The sequence below is a fragment of the Flavobacterium columnare genome, from assembly GCF_014844295.1.
Classification (GTDB): domain Bacteria; phylum Bacteroidota; class Bacteroidia; order Flavobacteriales; family Flavobacteriaceae; genus Flavobacterium; species Flavobacterium columnare.
On record NZ_CP054494.1, the window covers coordinates 1471584 to 1492892 of the forward strand.

At 30.7% G+C, this 21309-nt stretch carries 15 protein-coding genes; 11 read left to right on the plus strand and 4 right to left on the minus strand.

What is annotated here, in order from left to right; all coding sequences use genetic code 11:
* Window positions 1–21 precede the first annotated feature (21 nt).
* From HUE53_RS06450 to HUE53_RS06500, 11 genes are read left to right on the plus strand one after another with little or no spacing between them, the layout of a single operon-like run.
* A complete protein-coding gene (locus tag HUE53_RS06450) occupies window positions 22–1848 on the plus strand; it encodes a type VI secretion system baseplate subunit TssF (protein ID WP_014166024.1) in 1827 nt (608 codons plus the stop codon).
* Window positions 1849–1856: 8 nt separating this feature from the next.
* Window positions 1857–3023, plus strand: coding sequence for a LysM peptidoglycan-binding domain-containing protein (locus tag HUE53_RS06455; protein ID WP_014166023.1), 1167 nt, complete (start codon window positions 1857–1859; stop codon window positions 3021–3023).
* A 21-nt stretch (window positions 3024–3044) separates the two neighbouring features.
* On the plus strand, window positions 3045–3554 hold the full coding sequence (locus HUE53_RS06460) for a DUF4280 domain-containing protein (RefSeq protein WP_014166022.1): 510 nt from the start codon (window positions 3045–3047) through the stop codon (window positions 3552–3554).
* 3 nt (window positions 3555–3557) lie between these two features.
* A complete protein-coding gene (locus HUE53_RS14425; protein WP_065212914.1) occupies window positions 3558–6416 on the plus strand; it encodes an OmpA family protein in 2859 nt (952 codons plus the stop codon).
* A 2-nt stretch (window positions 6417–6418) separates the two neighbouring features.
* On the plus strand, window positions 6419–7411 hold the full coding sequence (locus tag HUE53_RS06470) for a hypothetical protein (protein WP_014166018.1): 993 nt from the start codon (window positions 6419–6421) through the stop codon (window positions 7409–7411).
* 12 nt (window positions 7412–7423) lie between these two features.
* Complete coding sequence (locus HUE53_RS06475) at window positions 7424–8758, plus strand: hypothetical protein (RefSeq protein WP_014166017.1); 1335 nt, start codon at window positions 7424–7426, stop codon at window positions 8756–8758.
* A gap of 11 nt (window positions 8759–8769) precedes the next feature.
* The gene (locus tag HUE53_RS06480) at window positions 8770–9741 is read left to right on the plus strand and encodes a hypothetical protein (RefSeq protein ID WP_192188803.1); all 972 of its coding nucleotides are present in this window, start codon (window positions 8770–8772) and stop codon (window positions 9739–9741) included.
* A gap of 12 nt (window positions 9742–9753) precedes the next feature.
* On the plus strand, window positions 9754–11061 hold the full coding sequence (locus HUE53_RS06485) for a hypothetical protein (RefSeq protein ID WP_192188804.1): 1308 nt from the start codon (window positions 9754–9756) through the stop codon (window positions 11059–11061).
* Between the two features lie 12 nt (window positions 11062–11073).
* Entirely contained in the window at window positions 11074–12012 is a 939-nt protein-coding gene (locus HUE53_RS06490; protein WP_014166014.1) for a hypothetical protein, read from the plus strand.
* Between the two features lie 12 nt (window positions 12013–12024).
* Window positions 12025–13332, plus strand: coding sequence for a hypothetical protein (locus tag HUE53_RS06495; protein ID WP_192188805.1), 1308 nt, complete (start codon window positions 12025–12027; stop codon window positions 13330–13332).
* A gap of 7 nt (window positions 13333–13339) precedes the next feature.
* Complete coding sequence (locus tag HUE53_RS06500) at window positions 13340–14335, plus strand: hypothetical protein (RefSeq protein WP_192188806.1); 996 nt, start codon at window positions 13340–13342, stop codon at window positions 14333–14335.
* 341 nt (window positions 14336–14676) lie between these two features.
* On the opposite strand, the gene HUE53_RS06505 is transcribed toward HUE53_RS06500, so the two are convergent.
* The 4 genes from HUE53_RS06505 to HUE53_RS06520 form a co-directional block, all read right to left on the minus strand.
* Window positions 14677–18138, minus strand: coding sequence for an efflux RND transporter permease subunit (locus tag HUE53_RS06505; RefSeq protein WP_041253248.1), 3462 nt, complete (start codon window positions 18136–18138; stop codon window positions 14677–14679).
* 92 nt (window positions 18139–18230) lie between these two features.
* Window positions 18231–19370: an efflux RND transporter periplasmic adaptor subunit gene (locus HUE53_RS06510; protein ID WP_014166010.1), complete on the minus strand. Its 1140-nt coding sequence runs from the start codon at window positions 19368–19370 to the stop codon at window positions 18231–18233.
* 18 nt (window positions 19371–19388) lie between these two features.
* Entirely contained in the window at window positions 19389–20711 is a 1323-nt protein-coding gene (locus HUE53_RS06515) for a TolC family protein (RefSeq protein ID WP_065212908.1), read from the minus strand.
* Window positions 20712–21308, minus strand: a complete 597-nt coding sequence (locus HUE53_RS06520) for a TetR/AcrR family transcriptional regulator (RefSeq protein WP_014166008.1) — start codon at window positions 21306–21308, stop codon at window positions 20712–20714.
* Window position 21309 lies beyond the last annotated feature (1 nt).

The following is a 21309-nucleotide window of genomic DNA, read 5'->3' on the forward strand; positions in this document are numbered from 1 at the left end:
CATCATCTAAAATAAATTCCTATGAATCAAGAACGCATAAAAGATCGTATTTTAAGAAAAGCATCTAGACTATGGGGCTTTAATGAATTACAAACAGAATCATCATTTGACCCTATCATTGGATTATTACTAACTGCTTGTGCTTCAGAATTAGAAAAATTAAATACTGATTTAGAAGATTCTAGGTCAAGAATAATTGAAAGAGTATTAGACCTCATGTTTCCAGAAGAAGTATCAGGGGTAACTCCGTCCAGTGCTGTTGTTCAGTTATTTCCTACAGAAAACAACGTAAAAATATCAAAATACAATCAGTTTAAAGGAACTAAAAAAATTACCAATATTTATAATCCTACTGAAGTTTTACATAAAGATGTCTTTTTTGGCCCTACAATAGAAACCACACTAACTACAGCTAAAGTAGAATATTTAGCGTATGGAAACTCTTTAAAAAAAATTGATAATTTCTTTTTTAACGATATTATTAGTACCTCCAATAATTTTATTCCTAAAGGAGAATTATGGATAGGACTAAAGTGTTCTGATACCGAAAACATCATAAATCCAACGTTTTATATCAACATTAATAACAGTTATCAAAAAGATTTATTCTTCTACTATTTACGACAAGCTAAAATATACTTTGGAAATCAAGAATTCACTTTTAATGAAGGGTATAATGCTGCGGAAGAAAACTTTAATTTTGAAAATATTGTTAGTAAAAATTACTCCAATCTAGATCAAATAAACAATAGGGTTAATAGTTTTTATTTGCCCAACTTTTTTACCCTAAGCGGCACTATTAATCATGCTGAAAAAACAGATTCAGACACCTTGTTTCAACACTATTTTCTAGATCATAAATTAGAAGACGATAAGTCTATTATATGGCTACGAGTTGAATTAACCGAAACAATAGGAAATGATGTTCTAGAAAATGTATCTGTAAATCTGAACTGTTTACCCGTAGTAAACAAAAGGATTTCAAGAGCATCTCATAGAGTTACAGGAGCTCTAAACATAGTTCCTATAGATTCCGATGAATTTTTCTTAGACCTAGATTATGTTTCAAATGACGAAGGCTATCGTTACGATTTAAGAAATTACAATGATAATAAATCCGGAACCGTTACACTCAGACACGGAGGCGTTTCTCGTTTTGACCAAAGAAGAGCATCTGATCTCTTACAACAACTCCTAGAACTTATTAAAGATGAAACCGCTTCTTTTATGAGCATAGGAAACGATGCAACCAGAGAAACTCTAAAACAAATTAACCAAAATGTTGCCGCTTTGTATCAACTATCCAAAGAAAAAGATTTTGAAAAACCCAATAATCCCTACCTAACCGTTAATGCTACATCTAAAGACGAAGCTGGTTTCTTTTGTAATATAGCCTTTTGGACAACTTTAGGAGATGAGGCAAATGATATCAAAATTGGTACCGTTTTATCCTTAGAAGAAGCAGGAACTATGCTCTTAGAAAAAAACATCATGTTAGTAACTCCAACCGTTGGTGGAAGAAAAGGACTGTCTACTAAAGATAAAATACTCGAATACAGAAACTCCTTACTAACCCGAGGAAGAATTGTAACAATAGCTGACATTAAAGCCTATGGACTAAACCACTTTAAAAATACAATTACAAAAATTGAAGTAAAAAAAGGAACTAAAAAAGAAAGCTCTACAAAAGAAGGTTTTGCCAGAACAATAGATATCTATCTATATAAAAACACAGAAATAACCGAAATAATGAAAGAATCTGAATGGCACTATTTATGCGATAGCTTTTTAATTAATCTTAAAAAAGCATCCTCAAATGTATACCCTTATACCCTAAACACCATCTAAATTAATTCATGAGTTTTACTTGGCGCACATATAAAGTCAAAAAAGACGACACTTTACAATCAGTGGCAAAGGAATTGGGTATTAGCATAGAAACTCTAAAATGGCATCATAATAACTATTGTCCTCATGAAGACCTATTAAAAAATGACATTACACATCAAAAAGAGCTTATAATACCCGATGATCCTAAAGACACAAAAACAGGCACAAACACCAATGCCCTAAAAAAACAAAAAAATATAGTTTTTTCCTCTAACAACGGATTGTTTTATAATCCTACCAAAACCTCATGTAGATATGGTGTAATGATTACAATAATAAATGAGGAAGAACAAAATGAAATAAAATATGAAGCCTCTGTAAAATGGATTCAAAAATTTGAAGACTGTCATATTTTTGAAATAAATCATATCTCAAAACCTTTTATCAATCAAGAAGAGATACACAATATAGCCGACACTCTTGCCTACGAAACATCCAAAGTCCTCTATCCTATGCACCTCATGATAGACGAAAAAGGAAATTGGGAACAAGTGGCAAAATACACTGCTTATCCTAAACGTTGGGAGATCGTAAAAAACGAGATTCTTCAAAACTTTGAAGGAGAAACCGTAGAAAAATATTTTCAAGAAATTGAAAAAGTTCTCGAAAATCCAGAAAAAATTAATACCTATATGTTAGAGGATTACTTCCTACGAACACTCTTCTTAGGTTATTGTTTTGAATATGAAAAAAATTTCAAAACAGAAAGGTACATTACATTTCCTATTACAAACCATCATACAGAGCCTTCTTATAAAATACAAGCTGAAATAGATCCTTATCTAAATGAGTATAACTTTATAAATATTACCTTTCAAGGAATACTACATGATTCACGTACAAAAGCTGATTTTATAAACGAAAATCACTACCCTTCTGAAGAAAATCAAGAAAATGAAAAAGCTACAGGTGAATTTTTTCTCAAAGCTCTTTTAGATCCTAATAGTTCCGTACCTGATTCTATTTATTTAGAATGCAGTATTTCATTAGATAAAACAAAAAAAATATCCGTTCTTATATCCGATATTTCAAATAAAGAAATACCTTATGTTCACAAAAGTTCTAACTTATTAGTAGACGAAAAAACAACAAACAACAAGAAAAAAGGATTTTGGGGAAATCTTTTTAAATAAAACAAACTAAACAACAAAACTATGTCAGAAAAACATGCTGTCGTGCAAGGTGCCGTATGCCAATGCCAGTTTGGGCAAAAAACAGATAAAATAAAAGTCCTTTCGCATAAAAAAGAATATGCTAACGACCCCGAGGGGACCCAAAAACTCATTGTAACAACTCTAGAAGTGGGCAGCACCACTTTAGAAAACAATACTTTTGGAAACTGCCCTAAAATGGGCAATCCTCCCCCTCCTTGCAAACCTGTTATTACAGAATGGAAAGATTTTTATAAAAAAGTAACCCTTAGCAATGGAGGAAACCTTATTTTAGAAAATAGCAAAGCCGTATGTGCCATAGCGGGAACCCCTTGTATTAAAATTATAGACCATGGACAACGCACCAATGCCTGCCCACAAAATTTTAAAAACGCCAATATAGATATTCTCAGACAGATTAATCCCTTGGTAAATCACTTAAAAATGTATAAAAAAAGTGCCCAACACCTAGAAATAGAAACAGCACACCAAACTCCTAAAAACAATACCTAAACCATGGCAGGAGGAATAAAAAAAATACATTACGCTAAAGGGCCCATTTTTAAAGAAAAATCAATTCCAAACGAAATGGTAGTTATTGCCCCTGATGATTTTATCTTATTTTCTATAGAATGGTTAGAAACAACCTTAGAAAAAGAAAAACAAAGAAATGTCGTTTGGATATGGCAAGAAGACAATAGAAAAACCATTCTAAAAAAAACCGTCCTTAATAGTGCTATGCTCTACGGTATCAAAATACCTAAGAAGTTGTGCGGATTTACTTATTTTCTTGAAGCCAGTTTATCAGGTAATAGGAACTATTCTAAAAAAAATTACACAGGTCTTTACATCAGAGGATACTGCCCCCCTCGTATAACTGCCAGTAAATGGGCTGTAAGTAGCGATGGTACTCCAGCAGGCAAACAAAAACAATTTGCTTATGGCGAACGAGTGTACCTAAATTTAGATACAGAAGGTATAAACGGTTACAAAAATCTTACGATAGAACTATATGCTCATAAAACACTTGCCCCTGACCCCTTGACAAGAACCATTGTAGGTGTTGATGTAACAGATGGCGAAATAAACCTTGAAATAAACAATACTCTTATATGGTATGGCAAACATTTGTTTCCCAAAGAAGTCATGGAATTTTATGTAAAAGTAAAATTGCCAAATGGCAAGTACATAGAAGATTATAACGGCGATATTATACATGCCCGATACCTACGTATAAAACCCCAACAGGTTTTTCAAATGCCTGAACCCCCTAAAAACAGCACCGCTCTAAAAGTAGGAAATAATAAAACCAGTCTAAAAAACTACCACCCTTGCAAACTAAACAAAGTACAACTTACAGAAACAGGAGAACCCTTTTATATTTTTGAAGAAGGCAAAACCCTATTAAAAAAAGAACATGCTACCTTAAAAAGAGTATCCCAAATTGTATACTTTGATTATGATCAGTATCATTTGCGAGACGATGCTAGAAAAACACTAGACATACTCCTAGATTTCTTGCTTTACAACCCTTTTTTAAACATGATGCTAGAGGGGCACGCAGACGATAGAGGAAACCTAGACTACAACCAATCCCTATCCGAAAAAAGAGCCAATAACGTAAAAAACTATTTGGTACAAAAAGGATTAAAAGATGAACGGATAAAAACACGCGGATTTGGCGAAGCACGCAACGCTATAAAAGCCACTAACGAAACCCAACACTCTAAAAACCGCCGTACCGTTATAGAATTTAATTACAACGAATACGATAGCAATGCCATAGTTTATCAAACCCTAGCAGGAAGCGTATTAAAACCCAAAAACATAACGCTAACCCTAATAGACCATGACACGGTAAAATGTCTGCGTAAGCACGACCCTCATCAAAAAGAAATACAAATACAGAATAATAAAGAAAAAATTCTAATAAAAGACAGTCAAGCCGATATAAAAGTAAAAAGCTCTGTCCCTCCCCATTTTGCCTCTTCCTATTTATTTTATCTAATAGAATATTTAGCCCCTGGTGTTTCTCTAAATCATTCATACTATATTAACTTTCATACCTGCGCCTATTTTGCAGATAAGACTTACCCTAGTTTGCAAATGCTCGTGTATCCTGACCTAGTTTGGATAGCGAACTTGCAATATAATTTTAAGGAAAAAGGCGATTACTTTTTTCACGATAAAAAGTTAGAGTTAGAGCAGGGAATAAAGGCAGTTTTAGACGAATTTAGAAACTCGTTGGTAGCTAAAATAATGAGTTATTTACCTACAGGATTTACTCAAAATTTATTGTTTGATTATATAGAAAAACAAGCCGAAGATTATCAGTATGGTGCACACGTTATACACGACCGTGACATTGAAAAAGCAGGTAAAGCATTAATATTAAAAGGTACCGAAGTAAACTTAATCACTCAAACAAAATATACCAAGTATGCCGCGGCTTATGCTATTTATGTAATGGTATTACTTACTATTGTTATAGAAATCATAATTATATACCTAACCCGAGGTAGAAACCTAACAGGAAAAGCAAAGAAGATTCAAAAGGTTTTACGAAAAATAAAAGCCCTTGAAAAAATAGCAGAACGTAAAGGCGATGTAGATATAGAAATTATCCCGCCTAGTATTGCCATAAATGCAGGGATGTACTACAAACAATTAGCCAACCGAAATATGGCAATGTTTTACGAAGTCAATGTAAAAGCAGACCCGATAGTAGCCGTTGAGATAAAAAAAGAATTTGATTTGCTTGATTTACTTGATAAAGGGATCGATATAGCCAAAGCCAAAACCCCTAACGACCCACAAGTACAAGAACAGTTAAAACAAAACGCACCTAATAACTCAAAAATCAAACAGTATCTCAATAATGCAGGACTAAAGGTAACTGGCGAAATAGTTGTAACTGGCGAAATTGGTTTTGAACATAGCGTAATAGTAAACACTCTTACCAAACAATTTAGCATCATTGACCATTTAAAAAATGGATTCGTAGATAAAAATGAGGTATTATTAAAAGAGCAGATTAAGTTTGATGCGAAGATTATAGGGAAATATAAAAACGAATTTAAAGTTTTTAATCTTCAAAATAAAATAGAGGGTAGTTTAGAAGTTGATATGAAAGGAGCCATAGGCTTAAAAATTAAATATGGATATGAAAATGAACAAGGTCTTTTTTTAAATCAAAAATTATATTTTTCAGGTTTGAAAGGAACATATAAAGGGCAATTTAAAGCTCAAAATAGTAAATATGGTAAATACGAATATCAAACAAATAATGGCACCCCAACACCTTTTACACTTTTAGAACCTTTTGAACTCGATTTAATAACAATTCAAATCTTTAATCATAACAAAAAAGAATAATAATGAAAAAAGTAATTTTAATATTAATATTAGTGTTAACAAATGTAAGTTGTGTAAAAAAAGAAACAAAAATGAAAGATTCAGAAGTAAATGCAAACAATATTGTAAACGAAATATGTAAAACTATAAAACATTACGATGAGGAAAAAATCTATACATTAGATTATACGTCAAGTTATAGTTTTTTTGAAGTTTTTATTAACGACTATCCTCTTGATAATGATTTTGATGATTTTTCGTCTAGTTCTGCTTTTGAAATCAATCCATTGATATATAAGAGCGGAAAATATAAAGTAAAATACAAAATGTATCCTGTTGGGAAAGTGTATAATGATATTTACAATGCATTGAGAGATAATAGTTATTTAGAAATTAAATTAGCATCTTATGATTTAAAGAATGAAAGTGCATCAGACGTTATTTATTCTCATTACAAAACCCCAATGAATAAAGTACAAATTAGCGAAAAATACAGCGAGGAAAAATTTGTAGGAGCTGGTAAAACGTATTATGAAGGTAGTTTTGATATAGAGGTGCAAGTACCCTACGAGATTCATCCAGCATTTGAAAAAGCTAAGGATTTACGAAAAATGGATAAAAAAGAGCTTGAAGCTAAATTATTGAGTGCCTACCAAAAAGTATGGAATATCTATCAAAACAAAGAATATGATAATATTGCTAGAATTTCGTTTGATAGTATGAAAGACGAATTAGTAAGTAAATACGCATCTAAAGAAGATGTTGAATTTTATTGGAATACATTATTAACATCATATAAAAGTGATACTTTTCAAATGCAACCTATTAAGGATTACAAACTAGATTTTTTTGCAGATGGTAAACTAGTTGCTTTGATGCTCACTACTAAAGATAATAATTACAGAGGTAATACAGCATTATGGGCAAAAGTAAAAGATGATATTGGTACTAGACCGTTATTTTTAAATCGTTATTTCTACATTCCAGAGGGTGAATCAGAGTTTAAAGTGTATTAAAAATTATCGCCTTTGAAAACCTGCGCCTATTTTGCAGATAAGACTTACCCTAGTTTGCAAATGCTCGTGTATCCTGACCTAGTTTGGATAGCGAACTTGCAATATAATTTTAAGGAAAAAGGCGATTACTTTTTTCACGATAAAAAGTTAGAGTTAGAGCAGGGAATAAAGGCAGTTTTAGACGAATTTAGAAACTCGTTGGTAGGTAAAATAATGAGTTATTTACCTACAGGATTTACTCAAAATTTATTGTTTGATTATATAGAAAAACAAGCCGAAGATTATCAGTATGGTGCACACGTTATACACGACCGTGACATTGAAAAAGCAGGTAAAGCATTAATATTAAAAGGTACCGAAGTAAACTTAATCACTCAAACAAAATATACCAAGTATGCCGCGGCTTATGCTATTTATGTAATGGTATTATTTACTATTGTTATAGAAATCATAATTATATACCTAACCCGAGGTAGAAACCTAACAGGAAAAGCAAAGAAGATTCAAAAGGTTTTACGAAAAATAAAAGCCCTCGAAAAAATAGCAGAACGCAAAGGCAATGTAGATATAGAAATTATCCCGCCTAGTATTGCCATAAATGCTGGAATGTATTACAAACAATTAGCCAACCAAAATATAGCACTATTTTATGAAGTCAATATAAAAGCAGCCCCGATAATAGCCGTTGAGATAAAAAAAGAATTTGATTTGCTTGATTTACTTGATAAAGGGATCGATATAGCCAAAGCCAAAACCCCTAACGACCCACAAGTACAAGAACAGTTAAAACAAAACGCACCTAATAACTCAAAAATCAAACAGTATCTCAATAATGCAGGACTAAAGGTAACTGGTGAAATTGTCGTTACAGGCGAAATAGGTTTTGAGCATAATGTTATTGTAAATACCCTAACAAAAGAATTTACTATTATTGACCAATTAAAAAATGGTTTTGTAAATAAGAATGAAGTATTATTGAAACCTCAGATTAAGTTTGATGCGAAAATCAATTTAAAATATCGACGGGACTTTGAATTTTATAAATTTCAAGAAAAAATCGATGCAAAACTTGACGTAAAATTAAAAAGTTCTGTTGCGCTTAAAATAAGGTTTGGCTATAATGATGGTAGTAACGTAAAAAATGATAATTCTGGTTTATATTTTATCCCAACATTTTATTTCTCAGGTATTCAAGGGGAATATAAAGGTGAAATTAGCTATCAAAGTGATATTTTGGGTGATACATATGAAAATGACACAGGAAAAAAACCTATACCATTTACTATTTTAGAGCCTTTTGAAATAGATATGATGAAGATTGTCCTATTTAATCATAATAACAAATAAAATTAAATTTTATGAAAATTTTATATTTAACTATTCTAACTATAATATTAAACATAAGTTGTAAAAAAAAAGAAATTGTTATGCAAAATGAAAATATTAACTCCGAAAATATAGTCAAAGAGATTAATAAAAATATAGAAAATTACAAAGAACAACCTATCTATGTTATGACTTGTGAAAGTAATAATTGTAATTATGAGTTATTTATTGATGATATTATTTGTCATAAGGTTTTTAACAAAAGCTCTGTATCATCAGCTGTTGAGTTAAATCCTTTCTTGTTTGAATCAAAAAAAATCATTATTAAATATAAATTATATCCTGTAAAAGGAGAAGAGTATTTGGCAGATAATAGTTATCTGGAATTAGCACTTGAATCGTATGATGCAATAAAAACTAATGAAGAAAAAAAATATTATAGTCATATTACACCATCCAGCCAAATTAAAGTTTCAGATAAATATTCAGAAGATAATTTTGTTTGCAGTGGAAAAAAGAACTTTCAAGAAGAGTTCAGTATAGATTTAAAACTGCCATATAAGCATAAACCAGTTTTTAGTAACGGTAGAGATTTAAGCAAAATAAACCCAGATGAATTAAAAACTAAATTAATTAAATCATATCAAAAAGTATGGGATACATATAACAATAAAGATTTAGATGGAATTGCAAGATTGATGTATAATTCTTTAAATGATTTGTCAATTAATAGTTATAGAAATATAGACCAAATAGATAAGAGTTGGAAAAACATTATTTCATTAGTAAAAAATGACACTTTTGAAATGCAACCCCTCAAAGATTATAAGTTAGAGTTTTTTGCAAATGGTAAATTAGTAGCTTTAATGAGTACAAATCCTGATTATAGAAACAGAGGGAATACTGCATTATGGGCTAAAGTTAATAAAGAAGGTTTAAGACCTTTCTTTATAAATCGTTATTTCTACATTCCAGAGGGCGAAACAGAGTTTAAAGTGTATTAAAAATTATCGCCTTTGAAAACCTGCGCCTATTTTGCAGATAAGACTTACCCTAGTTTGCAAATGCTCGTGTATCCTGACCTAGTTTGGATAGCGAACTTGCAATATAATTTTAAGGAAAAAGGCGATTACTTTTTTCACGATAAAAAGTTAGAGTTAGAGCAGGGAATAAAGGCAGTTTTAGACGAATTTAGAAACTCGTTGGTAGGTAAAATAATGAGTTATTTACCTACAGGATTTACTCAAAATTTATTGTTTGATTATATAGAAAAACAAGCCGAAGATTATCAGTATGGTGCACACGTTATACACGACCGTGACATTGAAAAAGCAGGTAAAGCATTAATATTAAAAGGTACCGAAGTAAACTTAATCACTCAAACAAAATATACCAAGTATGCCGCGGCTTATGCTATTTATGTAATGGTATTACTTACTATTGTTATAGAAATCATAATTATATACCTAACCCGAGGTAGAAACCTAACAGGAAAAGCAAAGAAGATTCAAAAGGTTTTACGAAAAATAAAAGCCCTTGAAAAAATAGCAGAACGTAAAGGCGATGTAGATATAGAAATTATCCCGCCTAGTATTGCCATAAATGCAGGGATGTACTACAAACAATTAGCCAACCGAAATATGGCACTATTTTATGAAGTCAATGTAAAAGCAGACCCGATAATAGCCGTTGAGATAAAAAAAGAATTTGATTTGCTTGATTTACTTGATAAAGGGATCGATATAGCCAAAGCCAAAACCCCTAACGACCCACAAGTACAAGAACAGTTAAAACAAAACGCACCTAATAACTCAAAAATCAAACAGTATCTCAATAATACAGGACTAAAGGTAACTGGCGAAATAGTTGTAACTGGCGAAATTGGTTTTGAACATAGCGTAATAGTAAACACTCTTACCAAACAATTTAGCATCATTGACCATTTAAAAAATGGATTCGTAGATAAAAATGAGGTATTATTAAAAGAGCAGATTAAGTTTGATGCGAAGATTATAGGGAAATATAAAAACGAATTTAAAGTTTTTAATCTTCAAAATAAAATAGAGGGTAGTTTAGAAGTTGATATGAAAGGAGCCATAGGCTTAAAAATTAAATATGGATATGAAAATGAACAAGGTCTTTTTTTAAATCAAAAATTATATTTTTCAGGTTTGAAAGGAACATATAAAGGGCAATTTAAAGCTCAAAATAGTAAATATGGTAAATACGAATATCAAACAAATAATGGCACCCCAACACCTTTTACACTTTTAGAACCTTTTGAACTCGATTTAATGAGAATTCAATTATTTAACCATAAATAACGATTACCAATAATGAGAAAAATAATTTTAACAATATTAATTAGTTTAAATATTAATTGCAAACAAGATAAAAATATTATGCAAAATCCAAATATTAATGATAATAACTTAGTTGAAGAAATTATTAAAAGTGTTAAACACTACCCTAATGACAAAATAAATATTATTTCTTATGACAAACACTTTTGTGATTTTGAAGTTTTTGTAAATGGTTTAAGTGTTTATAAAAAATTTGACAAAGAAAGTGGGAGCTCGGCATTTGACATTAATCCTTATATTTTTAAAACTGGAGAGTATAATGTTAAATATAAACTATATCCAGTTAATGAAAAGGATGACTATAGTTTTAAGGGAAATACAATTTTTAATTTAAGTTTAGAATCATATAGTTTGAATTCTGCTGAAAATGAAAAGACTCATTTCAAATATAGCATTCCATATTTAAAAAATGAATTTATTGCTACTAATAAAAATATTTTTGAAGATACTTTTAAAATAAAAATAGAAGTACCTTACACTATAACTCCAGATTTTGAAAATGCTCAAGACTTAACAAAACTTGATAAAAAGCATTTAGAACAAAAGGTTTTAGAAAAGTATAATCAAATTAGAGAAGTTTATACAAAAAAGAATGTGGATGATATTGCAAAGTTAATTTATGCCAAAACAATTTTAGAATTTCAAACTACTTATGCAGATAAAGAAAAAGTTGCTGGATACTGGAAACTTTATAAAAATATTTTATTAAGTGATGATTTTACAATGTTACCAATAGAGAATTATAAAATGGAATTTTTCTATGATGGGCGATTAGTTACTTTAATTTCACAATCAAAAGAGCCTAAACTTAGAAACGAACCAGCCTTAGCAGGAAGATATAAAAATCAAATATCAAGTATAAAGCATTATTTGTATTTGCCAAAAGGCGAAACCGAGTTTAAAGTGTATTAAAAATTATCGCCTTTGAAAACCTGCGCCTATTTTCCAAACAAGACCTATCCGACTTTAAGAATGCTCGTGTATCCTGATCTAGTTTGGATAGCCAACTTGCAATATAATTTTGAGGGAAAAGGCGATTACTTTTTTCACGATAAAAAGTTAGAGTTAGAGCAGGGAATAAAGGCAGTTTTAGACGAATTTAGAAACTCGTTGGTAGGTAAAATAATGAGTTATTTACCTACAGGATTTACTCAAAATTTATTGTTTGATTATATAGAAAAACAAGCCGAAGATTATCAGTATGGTGCACACGTTATACACGACCGTGACATTGAAAAAGTAGGTAAAGCATTAATATTAAAAGGTACCGAAGTAAACTTAATCACTCAAACAAAATATACCAAGTATGCCGCGGCTTATGCTATTTATGTAATGGTATTACTTACTATTGTTATAGAAATCATAATTATATACCTAACCCGAGGTAGAAACCTAACAGGAAAAGCAAAGAAGATTCAAAAGGTTTTACGAAAAATAAAAGCCCTTGAAAAAATAGCAGAACGTAAAGGCGATGTAGATATAGAAATTATCCCGCCTAGTATTGCCATAAATGCAGGGATGTACTACAAACAATTAGCCAACCGAAATATGGCACTATTTTATGAAGTCAATGTAAAAGCAGACCCGATAATAGCCGTTGAGATAAAAAAAGAATTTGATTTGCTTGATTTACTTGATAAAGGGATCGATATAGCCAAAGCCAAAACCCCTAACGACCCACAAGTACAAGAACAGTTAAAACAAAACACACCTAATAACTCAAAAATCAAACAGTATCTCAATAATACAGGACTAAAGGTAACCGGCGAAATAGTTGTAACTGGCGAAATTGGTTTTGAACATAGCGTAATAGTAAACACTCTTACCAAACAATTTAGCATCATTGACCATTTAAAAAATGGATTCGTAGATAAAAATGAGGTATTATTAAAAGAGCAGATTAAGTTTGATGCGAAAATTGATTTCGATTATAGGAGAGATTTCTTTTTTGATATTTTTCTAACAAAAGTTGAAGGAAAATTAGATTTAGAAATGCAGGGTGCTTTAGGCTTAAAAATCAATTATGGTTATGCTGATAATAAAGGATTGTTTTTTGAAAAAACTTTATATTTTTCAGGAATAAAAGGTTTATATAAAGGCAGTTTTAATGCTAAAAACAAAAAATTTGGTACTATAGAAAAACAAATTAATGATGGCAAACCGACTTCTTTTACTTTGATTGAACCATTTGAATTAAATTTGTTAGAAATACAATTGTTTAAAAATAAATAATTTTAATATGAAGAAAGTAATTTTAATATTAGCTTTAATTAGTATAAGTTGTAAAAAAAATATAGAAATTGTTATGCAGAATCAAGAAATAAATAGTAAAAATTTGGTTGATAATATTTTAAAAGGAATAAAGCATTATCCTAGCGAACCAAAGTTGATATTCGATTACACCAATTATTATTGCTATTTTGAAATTTTTACAGATGGTATAAATTCTTATGGTGATTTTGAAAATGTTAGAGGAAGTTCTGCCTTTGATATGAATCCTTTCATCTTAAGAACAGGTAAACATAAAATTTCATATAAGCTATATCCAATTTTAAAAATAGAAAATGATAAGGAAGATTATAGTACTTTAAAGGACAAAACTTACTTAAATTTAGAATTAGTTTCTTATGACATAAAAAATAAGAGTAAAGGAGAGATTAAACATACTTTTTATAAAACCCCAATGAATAAAGTACAAATTAGCGAAAAATACAGCGAGGAAAAATTTGTAGGAGCTGGTAAAACGTATTATGAAGGTAGTTTTGATATAGAGGTGCAAGTACCCTACGAGATTCATCCAGCATTTGAAAAAGCTAAGGATTTACGAAAAATGGATAAAAAAGAGCTTGAAGCTAAATTGTTGAGTGCCTACCAAAAAGTATGGAATATCTATCAAAACAAAGAATATGATAATATTGCAAAAATTTCTTTTGACAGTATGAAAGACGAATTAGTAAGTAAATATGCTTCAAAGGAAGAAGTTGCAGAGTATTGGAATTATTTACTTACAGCCTATAAAAGTGATACTTTTCAAATGCAACCTATTAAGGATTACAAACTAGAATTTTTTGCAGATGGAAAACTGGTGGCATTGATGCAAAATACAGAGGATTATAGGTATAGAGGTAATACGGCATTATGGGCTAGAGTAAACCACGATGGGGGTATGCGTCCATTATTTTGCAATCGTTACTTCTACATTCCAGAGGGTGAATCAGAGTTTAAAGTGTATTAAAAATTATCGCCTTTGAAAACCTGCGCCTATTTTCCAGATAAGACTTACCCTAGTTTGCAAATGCTCATTTACCCCGACTTGGTATGGATAGCCAACTTTTAGTATCTCTATTTTTTCTATGATAAATTAACTTTATCTTTTTACTATGTTCGAGTCTAATATGTCTTTTAGACGAAAGATGAAATCGTTTTTATAAAAAAACTGTCTAAAAGTCCTGTAATATCTGTATTCGTTAAAGAAATAAAAACATTTATAAGTCGTTATGCAATTTATCTCCATAAAAAATATCTACAATATCACTTTAACTTTTAAACAGTTCTGTATATTTTATGTTTGGATTATTATTCTAATTCCCTTCTTAATTTTCTCTCTCTCAAATTGTATTTAATACGTTTTACTAAATAAAACATGACAGGCACCATAACTAATGTTAAAACAGTGGCATATGTTAATCCAAAAATAATGGTCCAAGCAAGAGGTCCCCAGAAAACCACGTTATCTCCTCCCATGTATAAATGTGGATTAAGATCCGTAATCAATCCAAAAAAATCAAAATTTAATCCAATTGCTAACGGAATTAATCCTAACACTGCAGTTAACGCAGTTAATAATACCGGACGTAAACGAGATTTTCCAGATTCTATAATAACTTCCTTAATTTGTTCTAATGTCAGATCATCATGGCTTTCCAATCCGTTATCTTCTACTTTTTTATCCATTAATAAAACAAAAAAGTCCATTAATACGATTCCGTTTTTCACCACAATTCCTGCTAATGAAATAATTCCCATCATTGTCATGAGTACAACAAAATCCATTTGAGCGATTACATAGCCATAAAAAACACCGCTAAAACTTAATAATACAGTAAACATGATGACCAAAGTCTTAGAAATAGAATTAAACTGTAAAACAATAATAGTTGTAATACCTGCTAAGGCTAAAAATAAGGCAAAGAATAAAAAGTTTTGGTTCTTACCTTGTTCTTCCTGCACTCCTGAAAAACCATACGTAATATCACTTGGTAGCTTATAGTTTTTTAACTCATTAGCTATGATTTTTGTTATTTCGTTTCCGTTATAACCTGTTAAAATATTAGAGTACACCGTCATAATTCGTCTATAATTTTTACGTTTTATTTGATTGTACGTCTTTGTTTTTTCAACATTAGATATAGCAGCAATGGGCACTTGCATTATCTGTCCAGTATTAGGATTTCGATACGTTAAGGGTTGATTAAATAGAGTACTTTCATTTTTACGTTGTTCATTTTGTAAACGCATTACGATATCATATTTATCGTCTCCTTCTTTATATGTTGAAATTTCTTGACCATAGACTGCACGACGAAGTGTAAAACCAGTCATTCCTGTAGAAGCACCTAAACTTCCTGCATTTACTCTGTCAATTTTTACAGATAATTCAGGACTTTCTTTGTTTATATCTACTTTTAATTTTTCAACTCCAGGTATGTTTTTTGCATTTAGAAAATCAATCATCTTATCTGCTTCTTTCAGCATCAGGTCATAATCAGTTCCTGTTAACTCAATACTAATAGGATATCCCGCAGGTGGTCCTGCTGCATCTTTTTCTACGGTTACAGATGCGCCAGGAATGGTTCTAATTTTCAATCTAATTTCTTCCATTACATCTGAAGTATTTACACCTCTTCGGAACTTAAATTCAGAAAAATTAATTGTAACTTTCCCTTTATGTGGCGTTTCTGACTGTACTCCTAAGTCTATTTGAGGGTTTGTGGCTCCTACTCCAACTTGGGCTATAACAGAATTAGCTAGAAAATTTTCTTTCGTAGTAGGATCTACATATTTATTTAAGACAGATAGTATTTGTTTTTCAACATAGTCTGTAGCTCTATTGGTCTTATCTATAGATGTTCCTTGTGGATATTCTATATAAGCTATTACTTGGTTGGGGATATTATTAGGAAAGAATAAAACTTTTCTTGGAAAAATACCTACTAATAAAAAGGAGAAGAATAGCATTATTACAATGATTCCAAATGCTCTCCATGCTTTTTTTCCTGTCAAAATTTTTGCCAACATTTCTTTGTATTTCTCTTCCATACGTGGAAAAAAATGATGCTGAAAATCTTGAGTCCATTGATAGAGTTTTTTGTAATACAACCACATTAAGCCAATTGCTATTAAAGCAATATGTCCTATTGCTCTGGCTATTTTAACATCAAAAACATATCCTATAGCTATAAAAACAATCCCTAGAATGAGGAATAATTTAGTGTTATTTTTTAATGATTTTGAGGTGATATTCCTATCTACAATATCCATAGATCCTCCTGTCATAGCGGCATTAGTAACCATAGCTACAAATAACGAAGCCCCTAGTGTTACTGATAAGGTTAATGGAAAATACATCATAAATTTCCCCATAGTTCCAGGCCATAATGCAAAAGGTAAAAACGCCATCAATGTAGTTGCTGTTGATGAAATTACAGGCCAAGCAATTTCTCCTATTCCAATTTTAGAAGCTTGTACTCTTGGCATTCCTTTTTGCATATTAGCAAATACGTTATCAACAACAACAATACCATCGTCAACTAACATCCCTAATCCCATTACTAGACCGAATAAAACCATCGTATTCATGGTAACTCCTACTCCTTGAAGAATAGTAAAAGCTATAAATATTGACAAAGGAATGGCGGCTCCTACAAATAATGAGTTACGTAAACCCATTGTAAACATTAAAACAACCATAACCAGTATTATCCCGAAAATAATATGATTGGATAATTCTTCTACTTTATGTTCTACTTTAGAGGACTGGTCATTTGTTAAACTAATTTCTAGATCTTTAGGTAAAACGGTTTCTTTTGCTTTATTAATGACTTCTTTTACCTTTTCTATAGCAGAAATCATATTTTGTCCAGAACGTTTTTTTACATTAAGCATTACAACTTCTTCTCTTCTTTCTCGGGCAAAAGTGGTTTTTTCTTTTTCTTTAAAGGTAATAGTAGCTATATCTTTTAGATAAACCGATCCTCCTAATGTTTTTACGATAATGTTTTCTAACTCGGAAGGGTTTGTTATTTCTCCTGTAATTCTAATATTGTTACGGATTCCTTGTGAAACTAAATTTCCTCCTGAAAGAGACATATTTTCGTATCGAACAGCATTTGCAATATCATCAAAGCTTACTTGAGCTGCATTCATTTTATAAACATCTATGGCAATTTCTACTTCTTTAGTATCAACACCTAGTATATCTACTTTTTTTATTTCTGGAATTCGTTTGATTTCTTCTTCTAGATACTTTCCATATTTTTTTAATTGTTGGGTTGTATAATCTCCTCGAAGATTAACATTTAAGATGGGAATTTCTTCTGATATATTTAAACTAAATACGCTAGGCTCTACCTTTCCACCGTTATCTAATACGGGCCAACTTACGTTGGTTTTAGAGACATCTACTTTATCTTTGATTAAGGCTTTTCCTTGATCAGTTGTAATATTATCATCAAATTCAACTACAATAATACCGTAATCTTGATAGGAATCAGAAGTTACTTTGTTAACACCACTAATATTTTTTATTTCATCTTCTAAGGGTTTTATTACCAATTTTTCAACATCTTTTGCAGAATTCCCTGGGAATATAGAAGATATATAAATTTTATTTTCTATTACTTCTGGGAAATCTTCACGAGGCATCGTTATATAGGCATATATACCTGTCATTACAATTATTAAGGTAAATATATAAACAGTTACTCGGTTATCGACAGCCCAGCTAGATATACTAAATTCTTTTTGCTTATGTGACATATCAGCCCCCTACCCCCAGAAAGGGGAATTCCTATTAGGGGTCAATAGGAAAATTAGTTAATATTAAATTTTATTATAATCCATTTTAAAAATTAAAAAGTTAATTTCATTCCTTCTGAGATCATATTTGCTCCTTCTGAAACGATTATATCTTTCTGATTTAAACCTGAAAGAATTTCTGTATAATTATTGGCTGTTTGACCTATTTTAACAATTACCTTTTCAGCCACTTTATCCCCTTTCTGTCCTGTAATAACTTTATAAACATAGTTGTTTCCTTTTCCATCTTTTTGAATTATGTTTGTTGGAATTGATATAACAGATGGATTTGAGTAATCCATGATTTTTAATTTCGCTACTTGATTAGGTCTTAATAGTTCATCTGGATTGGATACATCTATTTTTACTGTAAAACTTCTATTGGCAGGATTTATAGTTTTAGCTACTTGACGCACTTTTCCTATGCTGTTTTTATTTATTGAAGCTATGTTTACAACTACAGCAGTTCCTCTTTTTACTCTTGGCAAATACATTTCTGGCACCTCTGTTCTAACATACATTTGGCTTAAATTTACGATACGCATTAAACCTTGTGGAGTCGCCGATACTACTTGCCCTCTTTCTACAAATACCTCATCTATTACACCACTAAAAGGAGCACGAATAACAGTTTTTGCAATTTGTGCTTTTATTTGATTGATAGATTTAGATAAACTTACCATTTGGGTTTGCGCTTGTAGATATTGAATTTCAGAACCAATTTTTTGATCCCATAAACGCTTTTGACGCTCATAAGTAGTTTTAGCTAATTCATATTGTGTTTGAATACTTGCTAATTGTTGGCTCATACCAGCATCATCTATCCTTCCTAAAATTTGTCCTTTACCAACAGACTGGCCTGCCTTTACATCTAAATTTACTAAAGTTCCTGGCATCTCAGGTTGGATCAATACATTTTGTTGTGTATCTACATTTCCTTGAATTTCAACATAATGATTAAACACTGTATCTTTTACTGTAATAGTCTGTACTAATGCTTCATCTGTTTTCTTTTCTAAAGTCCCAAGAACTTCATCTAATTTTGCTAAATCAGCTTGAAGGCTTGCTCTTTTATTTTTTATTTCTGTTAGGTTTTTGCTTTCTATTAAGGCATCTATTGTGGTCGAATTTTCTTTACTTCCACAAGAAACTAGCAATAATGTGTGAATGGTTAGGATAACTATTTTTTTCATCTGTGATCGTATATAATTTTAGTTCTTAAATAATAGTTTTTCTAAAGCTGCTCTTTTGGTAATAACTTCTACCATAGATTGCAAGTATGCTTGTTGCGATGTGTATAACTGACGTTGCGCTTCTGTAAATTCAAAACTAGTAGACAGCCCTTCTTTAAACTTTACACTTTGCTTGTTTTCAATTCTTTCTGACAGAAGCAATGTGTTTTTTGCATTACCATATTGTGCCACACTGTATTCAAAATCGCTTTTTGCTTTTTGATATTGAAGTTTTAGTTTTTGCTCTGTTTCAGCTAATCTTGTCTTAGCTTGTTCAAATGCTATTTTAGCTTGATGCGTTTTAGCTTGTCTTCCCAATGAGCTAAATAGCGGAATATTTAAACCAATTGAAAGAGTAGAATAATCATACCATTTTTGATTAGCATTAAACATAGTAAAACTATTATCAAACGTATTGGCTCCAAAATTTACTTGAGCTCCCAAGGAAGGCAATGCTTTACTTTTTTCTAACTTTAGTAATAATCGGTTAGCTTCTACTAGATTAGTATTAATCTGATAATCTACAGAGTTCTTCGTATCAAAAGTTTGTGACAGAATAGCTAAATCTATGTTTTGTGATGCAAGTACGTCTAATTTATCTGTTAGTTGAATGGTTTGATCAATTTCTATTCCCATTAAAAGTTTGAGCATATTGGTTGCTATTACTTCCATACGTTTTGCATAATCCAACGAACTATTAATTTCGGATAATGTAATTTGTAAACGTTCTACTGATTCTTCTTCAACAAAGCCATTTTTATATATTTGTTTTGTATCATTTAATGTTTTTTCTAGTATCACTTTATTTCGTTCTACGATCATGATACTTTCTTGTGCTAACAAAACATCTCCATAGGCTTTAGTGGTTATTTCTCGGATTTCTTGCGCTGTTTTTACTTTTGCATCTTGAGAAATTTTTAGATATGTTTTAGCGGATTCTAAACCTACTAAATAAGAACCATCAAAAATCAATTGGCTTAATGTAAGCTTTGCATCCATGGCATTGTACTGACCAAATCGTAATGCGGTAGGTACTCCATTAAAACTGATTACACTAGTAGCTATCTTGAAATTATTTTGATACCCCACATTTGCACTTATCTGAGGCAATCCGATAGTGGTTGTTTCCCATTTCTTTTTTTGAGCCATTTCAATATCTCTAGTTGCATTAATAGCTGTATAATTATTTTTTGTTGCATAATCTACAGCTTGGTTTAAACTAAATGAATAGTTCATTTTTTCCTGAGCATAACCTTGCCCTAAAAAAAATACCGTTAATAAAAGTCTATGCCAATTTTTCATTTAATTGTTATATTTCAGTAATTGTTTCTCTAATTCCTTTATTCCTTTGGGTGTTGCAAGTGCTCTAGTATGATACTCTAGCGCTTCTAATTCTAATTTTAATGTTTCGCTTTCTAGTTGTGTGTTTTCATTAATACTAAATATAAGTGTATAATAAAATTGTATATACGTAGGTATGTGTACTTCTTTTCTGTAAAGGCCTTCCTTTTTCCCTTTTTGAATATTTTTTTCAAACATTTCATTACAATCTTCTATTTCACTCGCCATTAACTGATTATAGATATCAGGATAATGTTTTTTTAGTTGATAAGCGGGTGAATTATCATAAGATTGAAACATTTCTTTAAAAAGCCGACGAATTTCAAAATTTTCCTCTATTGCATTATAATTTTTAGCCACAATTTCATCTATAACCAGATGTATTTTTTCATGAATGACAAAAGTTGACTCTCTTATTAAAGATTCTTTATTACTAAATACTTTATATATTGTCTTTTTAGAGATACACATTTCAGCAGCAATATCATCCATAGTAACACTTTTAAAACCGAGTTTTAAAAACATATCTGTAGCCTTAGCAATAATTTTATCTTTCATA